Consider the following 19,708-nt stretch of genomic DNA (forward strand, 5'->3'; position numbering starts at 1 on the left):
GGGCCACAAGGCCCCTTTTGTTATTGGCTCAATGCTTACTGATCATCAAAGTAACGCTCATGCCAGGCTATCAGCGGCTGTGGAGCGTTAAGCTTTTCGCCATAGATGACGGCATACGACAGCACGTTCTGCACGTATTGACGGGTTTCGTCGTAGGGGATGTTTTCAACCCAGACATCGTAAGGCAGGTGGTCGGCGCCGCGCAGCCACTGACGGACACGACCCGGCCCCGCGTTATAGGCCGCAGTCGCCAGCACCCTATTGCCGTTGAATTGTGCGTAGATCTGGCTCAGGTAAGCCGCGCCAAGTTGAATGTTGACCGAGGGAATCAGCACGTTGTTGGGGTTGCTCAGCGGAATATCGTAACGGCGCGCGGTTTCCTTGGCCGTGGCGGGCATCAGCTGCATCAGGCCCATGGCTCCGGCAGGGGATTTTGCATCGGCCATAAAAGCGCTTTCCTGGCGGGTGATCGCAAACACCCAGCTGGAGTGAAGGCCGCGTTTCTTGGCCTCGTTGTTCAGCGATGAGCGATGGGTGATGGGAAAGCGTACATCAAGATCATCCCAGTATTTGGCCAGGCTGATGGTGCGAATCGCCGGGAAGTACCATTTAAGCTCATAACCCAGGCGTGCTTGAGCCACCAGCTCGTCGCGGTTGAACTGGCGACTCACGTGATACCACTCACGACGGCCATCGACAATCTGGCCGCGGTCGTGGAATTCCAGGGCACGTTGTATGCCTGGTGTATTGCGCACTTTCTTGACCACTTTAGGGTCCAGGGCCAGTGGCTTGTTATTAAACTTGTAGGGCACCTTGACCTGATCGGCGGCCATGAAACCGTAGAAGTCGCGCTCACTGGCCAGGCTGCGATAAAGCTTTGCCGGTTGCGCGCTGTCGGGCTTGGCCAGCTGCAAGCTACGCGCAGCCCAGTAGCGCCAGCGGCTGGTATGGGCCAGTTCGGTTGGCATTTGCTGGGTCAGTTTGTAGGTTTCTTCCCAACGGCCCAGGCGCATCAACAACCGAGCGCGCCATTCGCTGACGGTGTCGTTTTGCAGCTTGGGGTCGTACTTGGCCATGACGGCAAGTGCGCGGGGGTCAAAGTTCTTGGCCAGGGATAAACCCACTTCACGGGCGATTGAGAGCTTCTCGGCATCAGAGAAATGCATGCGTTCGGCATAGCTATCGAGCAGGCTCAGGGTTTTTTCCGGGTCCTGGCGTGCCAGGCGGCGCAAACCCAGGCCGACAATGTCGGACATTGGCTCATCGACCGGGGTAAAGCGTGCAGGGTTGCTTAGCAGTTGTGGCTTTTGCGCAACTTCAATCAGCAACTTGCCTTCTTCGCTGAGCGTCGGTGAGTTTTTCGTCAGGTAGCTGGCCAAGCCATAGTTGCGCACTTCGGCCGCCAGCTTGGCACGTTGCCAGCGCTTGCTCTCGGTCAACTGGCCTGCCGCTGCCCATTCGTCGAACAAGCGATCACAAGCCTCGGGCTGGGACTTGCCCACCAGCCAGAGTTTTTCCGCCGCGGCGTAACCTTCAGCAACCTTGCCATGGCTCATCAGGTAGCGGCCATTGAGGCAGTCGAGTTCGGTGAAATTCAGCCCGGGGTCGTAATATTTTGCAAAGGTCGACCAGTCGCCACGCTCCGCCAACCAGCGCAACCAGCGTAGTTTCATCCAGCTGGCCTGGGGCAGGTCACCGTGATCAGCCAGGAAACGTTCGATTTCTGCATTGCTGGCGGATTTCAGTCGTGCAGTCAGTTCGGTGTAGGCCAGGTAAGGCTCAAGGGGGTAATCGCTCAAGGCGCTGGCGTAACGCCGGTACGGGCCGCTGTCGCCCTTATCAAGGGCGCGCTTGGCTTCATCGTAGTATTGGCGTTGCTGGCTCAGGCTTGCGGCCTGCGCAGTGGACAGCGCTGTGGCCGAGATAATCAAGCAAGAAAATAGTTTTAGAAATCGGCGGGACATGACACTTCCGGGTGTGGGGGTCAATTGAGCACCGTACAGCTTGGTGCTTGATTGCTCTAGCTTAGCTGTTTGCCAGGGGTGGGCGAAAGTCGGTTGGCCCCTTGCAGCGCTAATAATGAAAAATGCCCGCAATAAGCAGGCTCAACTCGGTTAGAATGCGCGCCCAGTTTTTTATCGGAGCTTTGAGGCTCCGTTAATCAAATTTCGCGATGCGAACACTGTATTCAAAGGCGTTGCCTGCAGTTGCCACCTGACTTGCGGCTTTTCTGTGAATAACAGTGCTAGCGCATTCGTTGCATAAATGTTGAGGCGTACCATGACCCTGCTTAAGTTCACCGATGTTTCCCTGGCGTACGGCGCCATGCCGCTGCTGGACAAGGTGTCTTGGCAGATTGCCAGAGGCGAGCGGGTTTGCATCATCGGCCGTAATGGCACGGGCAAATCAAGCATGCTCAAGCTGGTCAAGGGCGACCAAAAGCCCGATGACGGTGCTGTGTGGCGCGCACCCGGACTTAAAATTGGCGAGTTGCCGCAAGAGTTGCCCCGTGCCGACGGTCGTACCGTATTTGATGTGGTGGCCGAAGGTCTGGATGGCGTCGGTGCCTTGCTCGCCGAGTATCACCACCTGAGCCAGAACATCCACAGTGATGCTGACCTCGATAAGTTGATGCATGTGCAGCAAGACCTTGAAGCACGTGATGGCTGGCGCTTGCAGCAATTGGTCGACAGCACCCTGAGTCGCTTGCAGTTGCCGGCGGACAAGACCCTGGCCGAGCTTTCCGGTGGCTGGCGTCGCCGTGTGCTGTTGGCCCAGGCATTGGTTTCCGAGCCCGACCTGTTGCTGCTCGATGAGCCAACCAACCACCTGGATATCGGTGCGATTGCCTGGTTGGAAGAGGCGCTGGTTGGTTTTCAGGGAGCGGTGCTGTTTATTACCCACGACCGTTCATTCCTGCAGAACCTGGCCACACGCATTCTCGAACTGGACCGTGGCGGCCTGATCGACTGGAACGGCGACTATGCAAGCTTCCTGGTGCATAAAGAGGCTGTGCTGGCGGCTGAAGAAACGGCCAATGCCCTGTTCGACAAACGTCTGGCGCAAGAGGAAGTGTGGATCCGGCAGGGGATCAAGGCGCGCCGCACCCGTAACGAAGGTCGCGTGCGAGCGCTCAAGGCGCTGCGTGTCGAGCGCAGTGAGCGCCGTGAGCGTACCGGCAAGGCCAATATCCAGCTGGAAACTGCCGAGAAATCCGGCAAGCAGGTAATGGTTCTCGAAAATGTCAGCTTCGCCCATCCGGACGGCCCAATGCTGGTCAGGGATTTCTCCATGGTGCTGCAGCGTGGCGATCGCATTGGTTTGCTGGGAGCCAACGGCACGGGTAAAACCACCTTGCTCAAGCTGATGCTCGGCGGTTTGCAGCCTACCAGTGGTTCGGTCGTGGAAGGCACGCGTATTGACGTGGCTTACTTTGACCAGTTGCGTCATCAGCTGGACCTGGAAAAAACCGTTATCGACAACGTCGCCGAAGGTCGCGACTTTATCGAGATCGATGGCCAGAACCGTCACGTCCTCAGCTATCTGGGTGACTTCCTGTTCAGCCCACAGCGTGCGCGTACGCCGGTCAAGGCATTGTCCGGTGGTGAGCGTGCGCGCCTGTTGCTGGCCAAGTTGTTCAGCAAGCCAGCCAACCTGCTGGTGCTGGACGAACCGACCAACGACCTCGACGTTGAAACCCTTGAATTGCTCGAAGAGGTTTTGCTTACGTTCCCGGGGACCGTGCTGATGGTCAGCCACGACCGGGCATTCCTCGACAACGTAGTGACCAGCACCCTGGTATTTGAAGGCGAGGGTCGCGTGCGTGAGTATGTCGGTGGCTACCAGGACTGGATTCGCCAAGGCGGCTCGGCGCGCTTGCTGGGTGTTGGCGAAAGTAAAGCGGGTAAGCCCGAACTGGCTTCGGCAGTGGTCGCGGCGCCTGAACCAGTAGCTTCGCCTTTGCCGGAGCAGAGCGCTCCAGCCAAGAAAAAACTCAGCTACAAACTTCAGCGCGAGCTTGAAGCGTTGCCGGCACAGATTGATGCTGTCGAGCAAAAGATGGCTACGATCCAGGCGCAAATCTCTGACCCGGCTTTCTATCAGCAGCCTGCAGAGACAACAGCCGAGGTCTTGGCGAAATTGCCGGCGCTGCAAGAAGAACTGGATCACTTACTGGAACGTTGGGCAGAGCTGGAAGGCTAATTCTCCGATAGTCTGGGCTGTCTTGAATATAAGGTCCCAGTCCTCGCCCTAGAGGGCTGGGCATGTATGCAGTCGTTGACTGCAATGCCTACGCCTGCTGGAGAATTTAATGTCTATCGAGTACCGCATTACTCTCGACGACAGTCATCAGTTTAGTTATCGCATCGAGCTGGAACGCCAATACGATCCAGTTGAAGCAAGCAGCGCCCCGGCATGGACTCGCCTTGGCAACCAGCAATGCAGCAACTGCCCTTTGAGCAAAGACAGTTTCAGTCACTGCCCGGCAGCGGTCGATCTGCACCGCGTGGTTGAAGATTTTCAAGGGTTACCGGCCTTCACCAAGGCCATGGTCTGGGTGCGCACACCTGAGCGTGAATACACCAAGCACGCCGGGCTTGAAGAAGGCCTTCGGGCGTTGCTCGGGGTGATAATGGCAACCAGTGCCTGCCCGGTACTGGGTAAGCTGAAGCCAATGGCGCAGAATCACTTGCCCTTTGCCAGTAACCAGGAGTTTATCCTGCGGGCATTTTCGCTCTACTTGTCTCGCCAGTACTTCAATTCGCGAGAAGGGCGCCATGCTGATTGGGAGCTGAAGGGGTTGGTGCGCATGTTCCAGCAATTGCAACTGGTCAACCAGGCCTTTTGGCAGCGTATTCACGACACCTGCAAGGGAGACTCCAACTTGAAGGCGTTCCTGACCTTCTTTTCGATGTCTTCGAGCATGACCTATTCGCTGGAGACGCAATTGCAGAAAATCCGGCCAATGGTGATGAGTGCGGGTGAGAGTCCAGAATAAAACTACCCGGGCCTGCCAGCCAAGCGGCAGGCCCAGGCGGTGCTTCGCGTGTTACTCGGGCTTTTTCAGCCGCACTGCAAGTACGTCGCAGGGGGCACCGTGAAGGACGTCATTGGCGGTGGAACCCAGCAGCAGGGCGAGGCCATGGCGACCATGGCTGCCGACGATGATCAGGTCACAACCCTGTTCTTCGGCCAGGCGATGGATTTCCTGGCGCGGCTGGCCATAGGTCAGGTGGCGCTGGTCGGCAGCCAGTTCGTTGTATTTCACGGCAAATGCATCAAGGCGCTCACGGGCCTGATCAAATTGCTGTTGTTGCAGCATCGACAAGTCCATTGGCACGTCACCACCAAACGCCATGGCCATTGGCTCGACGACATGCACCACCGACAGCTTCGCTTGGTTGTTGCGTGCCAGGACTTGCGCGCGGGTCATGACCGGGTCGCATTCTTCGGTTAGGTCAACGGCGACCAAAATGTGTGTGTAGGACATGAGAGACTCCTTAAATGGACAGTCGATGAATATAAGTATGAACCTTAATGGGTGCTTGCGGCAGGCTTTTACGGCAGAGATATAACTTATGACCACGTGGATAGTACTGGCATTGCTTTTTTGTGTGCTCAGTCCCTTGGCGATGCTGATGCCCTCCAGGCGTTTGCGTGGCCGCATGGATGTGCGCATGCAGGCCAGGCAGTTCGGCCTGGCCATGAACCTTTCGCAACAGCAATGGCCGCACTGGATGCAGCGCGGGCAGGCTGCGACGTGCCCGCAGTATCATCTTGCGCGTCGCCGGGGGCATCAAGACAGCTGGTGTTATTGGCAGGTTGAGCCAGGAAAATGGTGCAACCAGTGGCGCGAGCCCTGCGCGGACAGCGAACTGGCGCAACGCCTGGCGAGCTTGCCGGCAGATGTCTACAAGGCTGAACTTAGCCCGCAAATGGTCGCCGTGTGCTGGGGCGAGCAAGCCAAAGGGCAGGGGCTGGAGGCAATCAGGGACTTTCTCAAAAGCTATTTCTAGCGGGCAAAGAAAAGCCCGATGCAAGCACCGGGCTGGAAGGTTGGCCAGGCAGGCCGGTAAATTCTGTGTGTGCATATCGACGTGACTCATAGACATTGTTGCTTGAGCTCTTAAGTCGATGCTGCCGCGTACTGCGAGGATAGCTGTTCCAGCTCATCAATAATGCTGTCGGAGTACTTGCTAACCAAGAAGGGTACACTGTTTTCATTGTAGTTCTTCAATGATTTTTCAATGTAATGCCACTTGGTGCCCACATTGTTCAGTGTTTTAGTGGTCTGGGCGGTGTTTTCGGGGGCCTGGCTGAGCGCCTTGAGGGTGGCGGCAAACTCGTTGACCAGCTCCTCCATGCTACGACTGTCGCCGCCGCCCATGAAGGTTGCCCCCACGGATGCACTGCGCGATGAGTAATCGACTGCAATAGCCTGCATCAGCAAGCTTTGCTTGCGGCTTTGCTGAATCAAGGGTGGCACGCTGTAGCCAGTTTCCTGCTGGATTTTGTTGTACAGCTCCTCGCTCAGCGCCATGATTTTTTGATTCTGCTCAGCCAGGTCTGCTACTGGTTGCAGGTCTGTATAGCCTTGCGTCTTGAGTGTCTCGACCAGATTCTTGAGGTTGTTCTGGTAGTCATTCCAGAGTCCAACCAACTGGCCGCTCAGGGCTTTGGAACTGTCACCGCTCAGGTCTTGCAAGGTGGCCAGGGCCTGGCTGGCGTTGCTGAGCGATTCATTGATCATCTGCGCATAGCGCTGGTCGCCCTCCATGTTGTTGTACATGTAGAAGCTACTGAGGTTTTTTTGACTGTCCAGGCGCATTTGATGGAGCGTTAGCAGGCTGTCTGCCGGGGCGGTTGCTGCCTGGCTGAGTGTGCTGACCAGAAGCAGGGCGGATACAAACAAGGTGCGTAGGGAAATGGCAAGCATTTGGCTTGTCATGCGGTGCTCCATAGACCCTTTGCTAGGGTTCGTTGTTGTTTTGGGTGCCAAGCCAAGGTGAGTCCTTGCCTGACATCTGCGGTCAAATGTACCGGGCCGCAGAGTGATTTGCCAGCCTGATCTCGCCTTGGCTTGCCTGGCTGTCGGTGCTGAATTATGCGCTAAAAGATTAGCTGATTATCCTTTGCAAGCCCCGCCGTAACTGGGTCTTTGCCTGTTTTAGAGGGCTTTTGCCAAACTGCGACCGCAGATCGACAATTGACAAGTTCAGTCTTTTCCCTGAATGTGTGCCGACCCAAATCAAACGGGCGTATGAATTGAGCGTTTGTTTGTCATAAACAACGCCTTTACTGCTCGAATATCGCGTCAGTGGGTGTGCCAGGCATTTTCACGCTACTCTAGACGGCTCAGCCGTGGAGCAGCTTGCTGGTTGGCTCTGATGTGTACTGTTTAGCTTCCATATCGTGGAGATCAGTTGATGATTTACGAAGGTAAAGCCATCACGGTTAAAGCTCTTGAAAGTGGCATCGTCGAATTGAATTTCGACCTCAAGGGTGAATCCGTCAACAAGTTCAACCGTCTTACCCTGAACGAATTGCGTCAGTCCGTAGATGCAATCAAGGCCGATGGTTCGATCAAGGGCGTGATTGTTACCAGCGGCAAAGACGTATTTATCGTCGGTGCCGATATCACCCAATTCGTTGAGAATTTCAAGCTGCCTGACGAAGAGTTGGTCGCGGGCAACCTTGAAGCCAACAAGATCTTCAGCGATTTTGAAGACCTTGGCGTTCCGACCGTAGCCGTTATCAACGGTATCGCATTGGGCGGTGGTTTCGAAATGTGCCTGGCCGCGGATTACCGCATCATGGCCACCAGCGCTAAAGTCGGTTTGCCTGAAGTCAAGCTGGGTATCTACCCGGGCTTCGGCGGCACCGTGCGTTTGCCGCGTGTAATCGGTACCGACAATGCTGTCGAGTGGATTGCCGCCGGCAAGGAAAACCGTGCTGAAGATGCACTCAAAGCTGGCGCTGTCGACGTCGTTGTCGAGGCTGACAAGCTGCAAGCCGCTGCGTTGGACCTGATCAAGCGTGCCATCAGCGGTGAGCTCGATTACAAGGCCAAGCGTCAGCCTAAGCTGGAAAAGCTCAAACTCAACGCAATCGAGCAGATGATGTGCTTTGAAACCGCCAAAGGTTTCGTTGCTGGTCAGGCTGGCCCGAACTACCCGGCGCCGGTTGAAGCGATCAAGAGCATTCAGAAAGCTGCAAATTTCGGTCGCGACAAAGCGCTGGAAGTTGAAGCTAAAGGGTTTGTGAAACTGGCCAAGACACCGGTTGCAGCAAGCCTTATCGGCCTGTTCCTGAATGATCAGGAACTGAAGAAAAAAGCCAAGCGCTACGACGAAATCGCAAAAGACGTGAAACTGGCTGCCGTGCTCGGCGCTGGCATCATGGGTGGCGGTATCGCCTACCAGTCGGCGGTCAAAGGTACGCCGATCATGATGAAGGATATCCGCGAAGAGGGTATCCAGATGGGCTTGAGCGAGGCTTCCAAGCTGCTCGGCAAGCGCGTCGAAAAAGGTCGCCTGACCCCGGCCAAAATGGCTGAGGCGCTTAACGCCATTCGCCCAACCATGTCTTACGGTGACTTTGGTCACGTTGATATCGTGGTTGAAGCTGTAGTTGAAAACCCGAAGGTCAAGCAAGCTGTGCTGGCTGAGGTTGAAGCCGTGGTTCGTGAGGATGCGATCCTGACTTCCAACACCTCGACCATTTCCATCAGCCTGCTGGCCAAGGCGCTCAAGCGCCCGGAAAACTTCTGTGGCATGCACTTCTTCAACCCTGTGCACATGATGCCGCTGGTTGAAGTTATCCGCGGTGAGAAATCTGGCGAAACCGCCATCGCTACTACCGTTGCCTATGCCAAGAAGATGGGCAAGACCCCGGTTGTGGTCAACGATTGCCCAGGCTTCCTGGTCAACCGTGTGTTGTTCCCTTACTTCGGTGGTTTCTCCAAGCTGCTTGAGTTCGGTGTTGATTTCACCCGTATCGACAAGGTCATGGAAAAGTTCGGCTGGCCAATGGGCCCGGCGTACCTGTCTGACGTTGTCGGCATCGACACTGGCCACCACGGCCGTGACGTGATGGCTGAAGGCTTCCCGGATCGCATGGCCGTTGAAGGCCGTACTGCGGTTGATGTGATGTACGAGGCAGATCGCCTGGGCCAGAAGAATGGCAAGGGCTTCTATGCCTACGAGACCGACAAGCGCGGCAAGCCGAAAAAGGTCGTTGACCCTAAAGCCTACGAGCTGCTCAAGGAAATCGTGCGTGAAGAGCGTGAATTGACTGATGAAGACATCATCAACTTCATGATGATTCCGCTGTGCATGGAAACCGTTCGTTGCCTCGAAGACGGCATCGTCGAAACCGCTGCCGAGGCCGATATGGGCCTGATCTACGGTATCGGCTTCCCGCCGTTCCGTGGTGGTGCACTGCGTTACATCGATAGCATCGGTGTAGCGGAATTTGTAGCCCTGGCCGATAAGTACGCCGATCTGGGCGCGTTGTACCAGCCAACTGAAAAGCTGCGTGAAATGGCCAAGAACGGCCAGACGTTTTTCGGTTAATCGCGCAACGATTTAGCGAGGGTAAAATTATGAGCTTGAACCCAAGAGATGCAGTGATTGTCGACTTCGGTCGCACCCCGATGGGGCGCTCCAAAGGCGGCATGCACCGTAACACCCGTGCCGAGACCATGTCGGCAAACCTGATTCGCGGCGTGCTGGATCGCAACTCGAAGATCGATCCGGCTGAAGTCGAAGACGTGATCTGGGGCTGTGTAAACCAGACGCTGGAGCAGGGCTGGAACATCGCACGCATGGCGTCGCTGATGACTCAGATCCCGCACACCAGTGCAGGCCAGACGGTTAGCCGCCTGTGCGGTTCTTCAATGAGCGCCCTGCACACTGCCGTGCAGGCTATTCAAACCGGTAACGGCGATGTATTCGTGGTTGGCGGTGTCGAGCACATGGGCCACGTAGGCATGATGCACGGCGTCGATCCGAACCCGCATTTGTCGCTGTATGCCGCCAAAGCGTCGGGCATGATGGGCCTGACTGCTGAAATGCTCGGTAAAATGCACGGCATTACCCGTGAGCAGCAAGATGCGTTTGGCGAGCGTTCGCACCGCTTGGCGCACAAGGCCACAGTCGCAGGCAACTTCAAGGATGAAATCATCCCGATGGAAGGCTACGACGAGAATGGTTTCCTCAAGGTTTTCGACTACGACGAGACCATTCGTCCGGAAACAACCCTTGAGAGCCTGGCAACCCTGCGTCCAGCGTTCAACCCGAAAGGCGGCACCGTTACCGCGGGGACTTCCTCGCAGATCACTGACGGCGCTTCATGCATGATCGTGATGTCGGCGCAGCGTGCCCAGGACCTGGGTATCCAGCCGATAGCCGTAGTGCGTGCAATGGCCGTTGCAGGTGTTGATCCGGCAATCATGGGTTACGGTCCGGTGCCTTCGACCCAGAAAGCGCTGAAGCGTGCTGGCCTGACCATGGCTGATATCGATTTTATGGAGCTCAACGAAGCCTTCGCAGCCCAGGCATTGCCTGTGCTCAAGGATCTCAAAGTGCTTGATAAGATGGATCAGATGGTTAACTTGCACGGTGGCGCGATTGCCTTGGGTCATCCGTTCGGTTGTTCCGGTGCACGTATCTCCGGTACCCTGCTCAACGTGATGAAGCAAAACAACGGCACCTTGGGTGTTGCAACCATGTGCGTGGGCCTCGGTCAGGGCATCAGCACCATCTTCGAACGCGTTTAATCGTCTAGAGATGTGAAACCGGGGCCATGTGCCCCGGTTTTTGTTTGTTCGCAAATCATCGAAGCAATACTGCGCTATCTTTTCAGGGGGCGCGCCGCGATAAATTTTAATTTAAGGATACACAGCGATGCAGATAAAACCCGGACTTTACCGCCACTACAAAGGCCCCGAGTACCGCGTTTTTGGTGTCGCCCAACATTCCGAAACTGAGCAGCAGGTCGTTGTCTATCAGGCGTTGTACGGTGATTATGGGCTTTGGGTCCGGCCGCTTGATATGTTTTGTGAGCGTGTTGATGTCGACGGAGAAAGCGTTCCGCGCTTTGCCCTGATTGAAGCCGAAGCGCCACTTTTTGACCAACCTCAAAGCACTCAGTAGAACACCTAAGCTTGACCTTGCCTTAAGCGCCACTATATATAGCGGTGCCAGACAAGGCGTCTGCTGCCTTTTCTTTTCTTCACATTCAGGAATTTTCTGATCCATGGGTAAATCGCTGGTCATCGTGGAATCCCCGGCCAAGGCCAAGACAATCAACAAGTACTTGGGCAACGAGTACGTGGTGAAGTCGAGCATCGGCCACATCCGTGACCTGCCTACTAGTGGTTCGGCAAGTGCGGCCAAAGAACCGGCCAAGCGCGGAAAAGCCGCTGCGGGCGAGGCTCCGGCTCTGTCACCGAAGGAAAAAGCCAAGCGCCAACTGGTTGCGCGCATGGGAGTCGACCCCGAACATGGCTGGAAAGCCAAGTACGAAATCCTCCCCGGCAAAGAGAAAGTCGTTGATGAACTGCGCCGCTTAGCCAAAGACGCCGACACCATCTATCTCGCAACCGACTTGGATCGCGAGGGGGAAGCCATTGCCTGGCACCTGCGCGAGTCCATTGGTGGTGACGACAGCCGCTACAAGCGCGTGGGGTTCAACAAGATCACCAAGAAAGCCATTCAAGAGGCATTCTCCAAGCCGGGCGAGCTCGATATCAATCGAGTCAATGCCCAGCAAGCCCGACGCTTTCTTGATCGCGTCGTGGGCTACATGGTTTCACCGCTGCTGTGGGCGAAGATCGCGCGCGGTCTATCGGCCGGTCGTGTGCAGTCGGTGGCGGTCAAGCTGGTGGTTGAGCGTGAGAAAGAGATCCGTGCCTTTGTCCCGGAAGAATACTGGGAAGTGCACGCTGACCTGGCCACCGACAAAAAAGACACCGTACGTTTTGAAGTCGCCCGTGAAAACGGCGCAGCCTTAAAGCCGCTCAACGAAGCACAGGCTACAGCTGCGCTGGAGACGCTCAAGTCTTCCAGCTACAGTGTCGCCAAGCGTGAAGACAAACCGACCAGCAGCAAGCCTTCTGCGCCCTTTATCACCTCGACCCTGCAGCAGGCGGCGAGCAATCGCCTGGGCTTTGGCGTAAAGAAGACCATGATGATGGCTCAGCGCTTGTATGAGGCTGGCTACATCACCTACATGCGTACCGACTCGACCAACCTGTCGGCTGATGCGGTGAGCATGGTGCGTGGCTTCATCGAGGATGAATTCGGCAAGAAGTACCTGCCGGAAAAACCAAACATGTACAGCAGCAAGGAAGGCGCGCAAGAGGCCCACGAAGCGATTCGTCCCTCCGACGTCAATACCAAGCCAACTCAGTTGAGTGGCATGGAGCGCGATGCCGAGCGGCTTTATGAGCTGATCTGGCGCCAATTCGTCGCATGCCAAATGCCGCCAGCGCAGTACCTTTCGACGACCGTTACCGTCGAGGCTGGGAATTTCGAGTTGCGCGCCAAGGGCCGGATTCTCAAGTTCGATGGTTACACCCGCGTATTGCCACAGCTGAGCAAGGCCGGCGATGACGCTGTGTTGCCTGAGATGAAGCAGGGCGAGGCGCTCAAGCTGATCAAGCTCGATCCTAGCCAGCACTTCACCAAGCCCCCTGCACGTTACTCCGAAGCCAGTCTGGTCAAGGAAATGGAAAAGCGTGGCATTGGTCGCCCATCGACCTACGCGGCGATCATTTCGACTATTCAGGATCGTGGCTACGTTGCCCTGCATAACCGTCGTTTCTATTCGGAAAAGATGGGCGACATCGTTACCGAGCGACTCTCTGAGAGCTTCTCCAATCTCATGGATTACGGCTTCACCGCCGGCATGGAAGAGAATCTCGATGACGTTGCCCAGGGCGAGCGCGAGTGGAAGAACGTGCTTGACGAGTTCTACGGCGATTTCAAGAAAAAGCTTGAAGTGGCGGCCGACGGTGACACTGGCATGCGTGCCAATACGCCGACCTTGACCGACATTGCCTGTCGCGAGTGCGGTCGTCCGATGATGATTCGTACCGCATCGACCGGGGTGTTCCTTGGTTGTTCTGGCTACAGCTTGCCGCCCAAAGAGCGTTGCAAGTCGACCATCAACCTGGTGCCTGGCGATGAAATTGCCGCGGACGATGAGGGTGAGTCGGAATCCCTGGTGTTGCTCGGCAAGCATCGCTGCAAAATTTGCGACACCGCCATGGATGCCTATCTACTGGACGAAACGCGCAAACTGCATATCTGCGGTAACAACCCGGATTGTGCGGGCTACGAGATCGAGACAGGCCAATACCGGATCAAGGGTTACGAGGGCCCGAGCCTTGAGTGCGATAAATGCGGCAGCGAGATGCAACTGAAGACCGGCCGTTTCGGCAAGTTCTTTGGTTGCACCAATAGCGCCTGCAAAAACACTCGTAAATTGCTGCGCAGCGGCGAGCCCGCGCCACCGAAGATGGACGCGGTGAAGATGCCGGAACTCAAGTGCGAGAAGGTGGATGACACCTACGTGCTGCGCGACGGTGCCTCGGGTCTGTTCCTGGCCGCCAGCCAGTTTCCAAAGAATCGCGAGACTCGTGCTCCACTGGTAATCGAGATCCTGCCGCACAAAGACGAGATCGACCCGAAGTACGAGTTCCTGTTCAGTGCGCCACAGAAAGATCCGGAAGGCCGTCCGGCAGTTATTCGTTACAGTCGCAAAACCAAAGAGCAATATGTACAGACTGAGGTCGATGGCAAGCCTACAGGCTGGAAAGCATTCTTTGACGGCGGTAAGTGGAAGGTCGAAGACAAGAAGCGTTGATCAGAGCAGCCGTGCAAGCCTTGGGGCCGGCACGGCTGGGCCTGTAGCTGGCCCAGAGTTGACCTGGCCGGGTCGTTCAGCCTGGTCGGGCGTTGATCGCTGATCTGTCGAGGAGTGGTGAGTCATGGCTAACGAGTTGTATACCCGCACCAACCAAAAAATCTTTTACGCGGGCCTGGCGCTGGAATCCTGGCGCAAGGCTGAAGAGTCGCGCGCGATCAATGCCCAGGGCCTGGTTCAGGCTGAGCGCGAAGCTGCGTTGTTCCATCTGTTCGGCGCTGTATTGGGCCTGTGTCACGAGATCGCCGGTTATTATCGCTTGGCCAACAGCCAGTCGACCCGGATTGAGGTTTTGCTAGATGTTTCGATGCTGGAGGCTGCGCCAAGCCCCGAGTTTTCCGAGTTGATTGAATTGGCAGCCAACCCTGAGACCTGGCTGGCGCAATTGCTCGAAGCCTACAAAAACCTGCACAAGCCGCCACAGATGCCACACAAGGCCAAGGTCGATCCGGCTACGCCTTTGATAGTGGCGGTCAGTATTGATCATGAGCCGGAGTTGCTTGAGCGTGAAACACTCGAGGCCTGGCGCAAAGATATCACTGCCTTGGCACGACGTTTCCGCGAAACGCTCAGCGAGTGGTAGGTCTTATTGATCAGCGGGCTAGGGTGAGGCTCCCGTCGGCTGCTACAATGCACCGCTAACGTGGAGACTCAAACCTATGCCTACTTCGTTTTTAGAAATCGTAGAACTACCAGATGGCCGTATCGCCTTGCGCCGTGCAGACGATGAGGAGGCGCTTGTAGTGCTGGATTTCTCATCAGACGCGAAGTCATTCCTGCAAGGTCAGCACGTAGAAGTAGCCAAGGCGATGCTTAATGTGGGTGTGCAAATGGCAGGTCGCCTGGCCGAGAATGATTTTCAGCATGAAGGCGAAGCGCGGGTTCTTCACTGAGTCAGTCGCATCTACCGCCCTGTAAAAGGCCCGTTAGTGCTCAATCAAGTCATCCTCTACCTGTTCGCCCGAGGCGACTGTCTGGCTCGCAGCCCAGCATAGTTGCGCAGGAGCAGGGTGGGGCAAGAAAAGGCCGTCCACCTTTCTGCGCATTCAGCCCAGGCTGATGTTCAGGCTTTGCGCAGCGCCTTCACGGGCGGCATTTTCAAGTGTCTGGCGCGCTGCACGCTCAAGTGGGTGAAACCAGCTGACAACGGTGTGGCTACGGCCCAGCTTGAGCGCTTCTTCTGCCAGATGCAGTGCGCTTTGCTCGCCGCGCGGGTGCAGTAGCAGGATGCGTTCACGGTTCAGACCGGCCTCGCGCAGCCAGCTTTGGGTCAGGTTGCTGGGCGGTGCAATCAGGGTCAGCCAGCGTTCGCTGTCATTTTCGCTGAGTTCACGCAGGATCGGGGCGAGCAGAGTCAGGCAGTGTCTCGTAGCGCCTCTGAGCGACAATTCGCTAAATGCCTGGGGTTGTTCCTGCCAGGCATCCTTGAGTGCTTCCTGCGGCAGTGCGGGGGCACTGGCAGCCATAAAAGCCTCGAACAGTGGAAGTTGTGTCTGGTTTAGCGGTTGAGACAGCTGCATAAATACTCCATTAGCGGCGGATGACGCCGACACTTAGCCCTTCAATAACCAGATCCTGCTCTTCGAGATTGACTTCTATTGGCGCAAATTCCGGGTTTTCGGCGATCAGCCAGACTTTGCTGCCCTCGCGCTTGAAGCGTTTTACCGTGACTTCGTCGTCAATGCGTGCCACGACAACCTGGCCATTGCGCGCTTCGCGGGTGGTATGCACGGCCAGCAGGTCGCCATCGAATATGCCGATGTCCTTCATGCTCATGCCGCGAACGCGCAGCAGGTAGTCAGCCTTGGGGTGGAAGAACTCGGGGTTGATGCGACATGAGTCCTCGATATGTTGCTGCGCCAGAATCGGCTCGCCAGCGGCCACTCGTCCGATGACGGGCAGGCCGTCTTCTTCTGCATTAGGTTCGAAGCCAGGAATACGAATGCCACGCGAGGCGCCGGGGGTCATCTCTATTGCGCCTTTGCGGGCCAGCGCCTTGAGGTGCTCTTCGGCGGCGTTTGGAGATTTGAAACCGAGCTTCTGGGCAATTTCCGCACGGGTAGGTGGGAAGCCGTTGTCTTCAAGGCATTGCTTGATGAAGGCGAGAATCTCAGCTTGGCGGGGCGTCAGCTTTATCATTGGGTTGGCTCTGTTTTTATATACAGTGACTGGAATTATATACAGTGAAAGCGGCTTGGCAATCATACTTTTGCAATTGGTTAATTTAATCGTGCTATTTTCTCTGTGCGGACCTGTTACTTGATGGCTTTGCTGGACGTCTTGCATAGACGTGATTCCTCAACCCTGAGGGTCGATGCAAAAGACAGCATTGCAATGCTTGACAATGCATAGAACTGAAACGTATGTTTCAAACAAGTGTTTGTTAGGTGATAGATAATGGCCCAGTCGGAAACTGTTGAACGCATTCTGGATGCTGCAGAGCAACTGTTTGCCGAAAAAGGTTTTGCGGAAACCTCGTTGCGTTTGATTACCAGCAAGGCTGGGGTCAATCTCGCTGCAGTGAACTATCATTTCGGTTCGAAAAAAGCCCTGATTCAAGCGGTGTTCTCGCGCTTTCTCGGGCCTTTTTGTGCCAGTCTCGAGCGTGAACTGGACCGTCGCCAGGCCAAGCAAGACACCCAGGCAACGCTCGAAGAGCTCCTTGAACTGCTGGTCGAGCATGCGCTTGCGGTCAAGCCGCGTAGTGGTAACGATCTCTCTATCTTCATGCGTCTGCTCGGCCTGGCATTCAGTCAGAGCCAGGGCCACTTGCGTAAATATCTCGAAGAAGTCTATGGCAAGGTGTTCCGCCGCTACATGATGCTGGTTCACGAGGCCGCGCCGCGTATCCCGCCGCTCGAACTGTTCTGGCGCGTGCACTTTATGCTGGGCGCCGCGGCATTCAGTATGTCCGGGATCAAGGCACTGCGGGCAATGTCGGAAACCGATTTTGGGGTCAATACTTCGATCGAACAGGTGATGCGCCTGATGGTGCCGTTTCTCGCCGCCGGTATGCGTTCGGAATCAGGCTTGAGTGATCCGGCTTTGGCGGCTGCACAGTTGCGTCCACGGGTAAAAAATCCGCCCGTCGCAGCCAAGGTTTGATGTCTTGGCATCCCTTGAAACCGGTCACGAGTGACTATGGTGCAAGCGACACGCGGAAATAGCCGTTGAAGGGTCAGCGCAGCGAGTCGAAGAATGTGAAAAAGCGACCGATTTTGCACTTCGTCATAGCGAACTAAATGAGCACTTGATTCGCTCTACCAGTCCTTCGGGGGGGCAGCAAGGGTTGCCCAGCTGAAGTTCGTCCAGCCTGAAGTCAGTGCGGATTATTTAGCGCCCTTATCTCTGGCTCAGTAGTTTTTTCAGAGGTTCCCGGGTGGGCTTGGCGGGGCTGATCCGCTAAGCTAGCTGCCCATGGCTACTCTTGATTTCATACATATCTCAATTGCCGATCAGCGCCTCTATGGTTTTGCTGATGGACGACTGTTGCTGCGCCTGCCGGTATCAACCGCACTTAATGGTGTTGGCGAGAAAAACGGTTCCGGCTGTACGCCCCGTGGGCGACATCAGGTGCGCGCTAAAATCGGCGCTGGCCTGCCGTTGGCTGCTGTATTGCGCGGCCGCCGCTGGACCGGGGAGATTTGGTCGGCAGCGCTGGCCGAAGCGTTTCCTGGGCGAGACTGGATACTGACCCGGATTCTCTGGCTCAGTGGCTGTGAGCCCGGACGCAATCGCATGGGCAATGTCGATACCTTCCGCCGCTATATTTACCTGCATGGCACGCCGGATACCGAGCCGATGGGAAGGCCGCTTTCCCACGGCTGCATTCGTTTGCGCAACGTCGACATTGAGCAACTGTTCCCGCAAGTGCCGGTCAACTGCGCGCTGGTGATAGATGAAGCACCGTGCCCTGACTGGGCCGCTATACCTCTTGATTAAGGATTTCTTGTGAGCTCACCTTTGCAAGGCTCGTTGATGCTCGACATTGACGGCACCTGGCTGACTGCCGAAGACCGCCAGATTCTGCGTCAACCGCAAGTTGGCGGCATGATTTTATTCGCACGCAATATTGAAGATCCGCGCCAGGTGCGTGAATTGAGTACGTCTATTCGGCAAATTCGCCCGGATTTATTAATTGCTGTCGATCAGGAAGGCGGTCGGGTGCAGCGATTGCGCCAGGGTTTTGTGCGATTACCTGCAATGCGTGCTATTGCCGATAATGCCAATGCCGAGCAGCTTGCCGAGTATTGTGGCTGGATCATGGCTGTCGAAGTGTTGGCCGCAGGCCTGGATTTGAGCTTTGCACCGGTGCTGGATCTCGATCATCAGCGCAGTGCCGTGGTCGGTAGCCGCGCCTTCGAGGGCGATGCGCAGCGTGCGACGCAACTGGCCAGTGCGTTTATTCGTGGCATGGGCCAGGCAGGCATGGCTGCAACAGGCAAGCATTTCCCCGGGCACGGATGGGCAGAGGCTGATTCGCACGTAGCAATTCCCGTGGATGAGCGCAGCCTTGAGCAGATCCGCAGCCAGGACATGCAGCCATTTGCCCAGTTGGGAAATCAGCTGGCCGCGGTGATGCCAGCGCACGTTATCTATCCGAAAGTCGATGATCAGCCTGCCGGTTTCTCACGCCGTTGGTTGCAAGACATCCTGCGTGGCGAACTTGGCTTCGAGGGTGTGATCTTCAGTGATGACCTGTCGATGGCGGGCGCCCATGTAGTTGGCGATGCGGCGTGCCGAATCGAAGCGGCGTTCAATGCCGGTTGCGACATGGGCCTGGTCTGCAATGATCGAGCAGCAGCCGAGTTGGCCTTGAGTGCCGCGCAGCGCCTCAATGTAGTCGCGCCTGACGGTTTGGGGCGGATGCGTCGCCAGGCATTCCCGGGCATAGAATACCGTCAGAGTCCGCGCTGGCTTGAGGCTATTGGCGCATTGCGCGCTGCACAGTTGGTTGAATAAGGATAACGAGATGACTGTCTACGCGATCATTGGTGGCACTGGCCTGACGCAGTTGCAAGGCTTGACCATTACCGCTGCGCTGAATATCGATACGCCCTTTGGTGCACCGTCCGCACCGGTGCTGCGAGGTGAATACGCAGGACGCGAAGTGTTGTTTTTGGCGCGCCATGGTCATCCGCATCGAATTCCACCGCACCAGGTCAATTACCGCGCCAATTTGTGGGCGTTGAAAGAGGCGGGAGCCCAGGCCATTGTTGCGGTCAACGCCGTCGGTGGTATCCATATGGCCATGGGGACCGGGCACTTCTGCGTGCCGCATCAGATCATTGACTACACAAGCGGGCGCGAGCACACCTACTTCGCCGGCGAGCTGGAGCACGTGACCCATATCGACTTCAGTCATCCTTATGATGAGGCGCTGCGCAGCAAGCTTTGCCAGGCATTGGCTGCCGAGCGCTGTGAATTCAGTAATCATGGGGTTTATGGTGCGACCCAAGGTCCGCGTCTTGAAACCATGGCCGAGATCGCCCGCATGGAGCGCGATGGCTGCGATATTGTTGGCATGACCGGCATGCCGGAAGCAGTATTGGCGCGTGAGTTGACGCTGCCTTATGCCTGTCTGTCGCTGGTGGTTAACCCGGCTGCCGGCAAGAGCAATGAGCTGATTACCATGGCCCAGATCGAGCAGGCGCTGGTCGAGGGGATGGACAAGGTCAAGGCCGTCCTGGCGCGGGTGCTGAGCGCCTGATTCGGGTAAAGGGTGGGCGCGCTTGGCGTTGCACACCCTGTCGAGTTGCCTGCCTGGTTAGTGCTA

General features: G+C 56.4%; 18 protein-coding genes. 13 read left to right on the forward strand and 5 right to left on the reverse strand.

The window, feature by feature from the left end:
* Positions 1-35: 35 nt before the first annotated feature.
* A complete protein-coding gene (locus PSES9_RS0100905; protein WP_010483113.1) occupies positions 36-1,964 on the reverse strand; it encodes a transglycosylase SLT domain-containing protein in 1,929 nt (642 codons plus the stop codon).
* A gap of 316 nt (positions 1,965-2,280) precedes the next feature.
* Between PSES9_RS0100905 and PSES9_RS0100910 the strand changes: the two genes are divergently transcribed.
* Positions 2,281-4,203 carry an ATP-binding cassette domain-containing protein gene (locus PSES9_RS0100910; protein ID WP_010483115.1) on the forward strand — a complete coding sequence of 641 codons (1,923 nt, stop codon included), beginning with the start codon at positions 2,281-2,283 and terminating at the stop codon, positions 4,201-4,203.
* A 109-nt stretch (positions 4,204-4,312) separates the two neighbouring features.
* Positions 4,313-4,999, forward strand: coding sequence for a DUF6901 family protein (locus tag PSES9_RS0100915; RefSeq protein ID WP_010483116.1), 687 nt, complete (start codon positions 4,313-4,315; stop codon positions 4,997-4,999).
* Between the two features lie 51 nt (positions 5,000-5,050).
* Here PSES9_RS0100915 and PSES9_RS0100920 read toward each other — a convergent pair whose 3' ends face one another.
* Entirely contained in the window at positions 5,051-5,491 is a 441-nt protein-coding gene (locus PSES9_RS0100920) for a universal stress protein (protein WP_010483117.1), read from the reverse strand.
* A gap of 88 nt (positions 5,492-5,579) precedes the next feature.
* Between PSES9_RS0100920 and PSES9_RS0100925 the strand changes: the two genes are divergently transcribed.
* Positions 5,580-6,017, forward strand: coding sequence for a hypothetical protein (locus PSES9_RS0100925; protein WP_010483119.1), 438 nt, complete (start codon positions 5,580-5,582; stop codon positions 6,015-6,017).
* Positions 6,018-6,127: 110 nt separating this feature from the next.
* On the opposite strand, the gene PSES9_RS0100930 is transcribed toward PSES9_RS0100925, so the two are convergent.
* Positions 6,128-6,949 (reverse strand): hypothetical protein, encoded by an 822-nt coding sequence (locus tag PSES9_RS0100930; RefSeq protein ID WP_029529304.1) that lies wholly within the window; start codon positions 6,947-6,949, stop codon positions 6,128-6,130.
* A 478-nt stretch (positions 6,950-7,427) separates the two neighbouring features.
* Between PSES9_RS0100930 and fadB the strand changes: the two genes are divergently transcribed.
* The 6 genes from fadB (at position 7,428) to PSES9_RS0100960 (ending at position 14,825) form a co-directional block, all read left to right on the forward strand.
* Positions 7,428-9,575, forward strand: a complete 2,148-nt coding sequence (gene fadB, locus PSES9_RS0100935) for a fatty acid oxidation complex subunit alpha FadB (protein WP_010483123.1) — start codon at positions 7,428-7,430, stop codon at positions 9,573-9,575.
* Positions 9,576-9,604: 29 nt separating this feature from the next.
* Complete coding sequence (gene fadA / locus PSES9_RS0100940) at positions 9,605-10,780, forward strand: acetyl-CoA C-acyltransferase FadA (protein ID WP_010483125.1); 1,176 nt, start codon at positions 9,605-9,607, stop codon at positions 10,778-10,780.
* Between the two features lie 127 nt (positions 10,781-10,907).
* Positions 10,908-11,156: a DUF1653 domain-containing protein gene (locus PSES9_RS0100945; protein ID WP_010483127.1), complete on the forward strand. Its 249-nt coding sequence runs from the start codon at positions 10,908-10,910 to the stop codon at positions 11,154-11,156.
* A gap of 103 nt (positions 11,157-11,259) precedes the next feature.
* Positions 11,260-13,872, forward strand: coding sequence for a type I DNA topoisomerase (gene topA / locus PSES9_RS0100950; RefSeq protein ID WP_010483129.1), 2,613 nt, complete (start codon positions 11,260-11,262; stop codon positions 13,870-13,872).
* Positions 13,873-13,996: 124 nt separating this feature from the next.
* A complete protein-coding gene (locus PSES9_RS0100955; RefSeq protein ID WP_010483131.1) occupies positions 13,997-14,515 on the forward strand; it encodes a DUF6586 family protein in 519 nt (172 codons plus the stop codon).
* 76 nt (positions 14,516-14,591) lie between these two features.
* Positions 14,592-14,825 carry a hypothetical protein gene (locus tag PSES9_RS0100960; protein ID WP_010483133.1) on the forward strand — a complete coding sequence of 78 codons (234 nt, stop codon included), beginning with the start codon at positions 14,592-14,594 and terminating at the stop codon, positions 14,823-14,825.
* A gap of 153 nt (positions 14,826-14,978) precedes the next feature.
* Here PSES9_RS0100960 and sulA read toward each other — a convergent pair whose 3' ends face one another.
* Both sulA and lexA read right to left on the reverse strand, forming a co-directional pair.
* The gene (gene sulA, locus PSES9_RS0100970; RefSeq protein ID WP_010483135.1) at positions 14,979-15,452 is read right to left on the reverse strand and encodes an SOS-induced cell division inhibitor SulA; all 474 of its coding nucleotides are present in this window, start codon (positions 15,450-15,452) and stop codon (positions 14,979-14,981) included.
* A gap of 10 nt (positions 15,453-15,462) precedes the next feature.
* The gene (gene lexA / locus PSES9_RS0100975) at positions 15,463-16,071 is read right to left on the reverse strand and encodes a transcriptional repressor LexA (RefSeq protein WP_010483137.1); all 609 of its coding nucleotides are present in this window, start codon (positions 16,069-16,071) and stop codon (positions 15,463-15,465) included.
* 258 nt (positions 16,072-16,329) lie between these two features.
* On the opposite strand from lexA, the gene PSES9_RS0100980 reads away from it, so the two are divergent.
* The 4 genes from PSES9_RS0100980 to PSES9_RS0100995 all read left to right on the forward strand — a co-directional run bounded on the left by PSES9_RS0100980 (position 16,330) and on the right by PSES9_RS0100995 (position 19,642).
* On the forward strand, positions 16,330-17,037 hold the full coding sequence (locus PSES9_RS0100980) for a TetR/AcrR family transcriptional regulator (protein ID WP_010483139.1): 708 nt from the start codon (positions 16,330-16,332) through the stop codon (positions 17,035-17,037).
* Positions 17,038-17,349: 312 nt separating this feature from the next.
* Positions 17,350-17,874, forward strand: coding sequence for a L,D-transpeptidase (locus PSES9_RS0100985; RefSeq protein ID WP_010483140.1), 525 nt, complete (start codon positions 17,350-17,352; stop codon positions 17,872-17,874).
* Between the two features lie 21 nt (positions 17,875-17,895).
* Complete coding sequence (gene nagZ / locus PSES9_RS0100990) at positions 17,896-18,894, forward strand: beta-N-acetylhexosaminidase (RefSeq protein ID WP_177313034.1); 999 nt, start codon at positions 17,896-17,898, stop codon at positions 18,892-18,894.
* 10 nt (positions 18,895-18,904) lie between these two features.
* Positions 18,905-19,642 carry an S-methyl-5'-thioinosine phosphorylase gene (locus tag PSES9_RS0100995; RefSeq protein WP_010483142.1) on the forward strand — a complete coding sequence of 246 codons (738 nt, stop codon included), beginning with the start codon at positions 18,905-18,907 and terminating at the stop codon, positions 19,640-19,642.
* The last annotated feature ends 66 nt before the right edge of the window (positions 19,643-19,708 follow it).

Source organism: Pseudomonas sp. S9 (genome assembly GCF_000222125.1).
GTDB classification, from domain to species: Bacteria; Pseudomonadota; Gammaproteobacteria; order Pseudomonadales; family Pseudomonadaceae; genus Aquipseudomonas; species Aquipseudomonas segetis.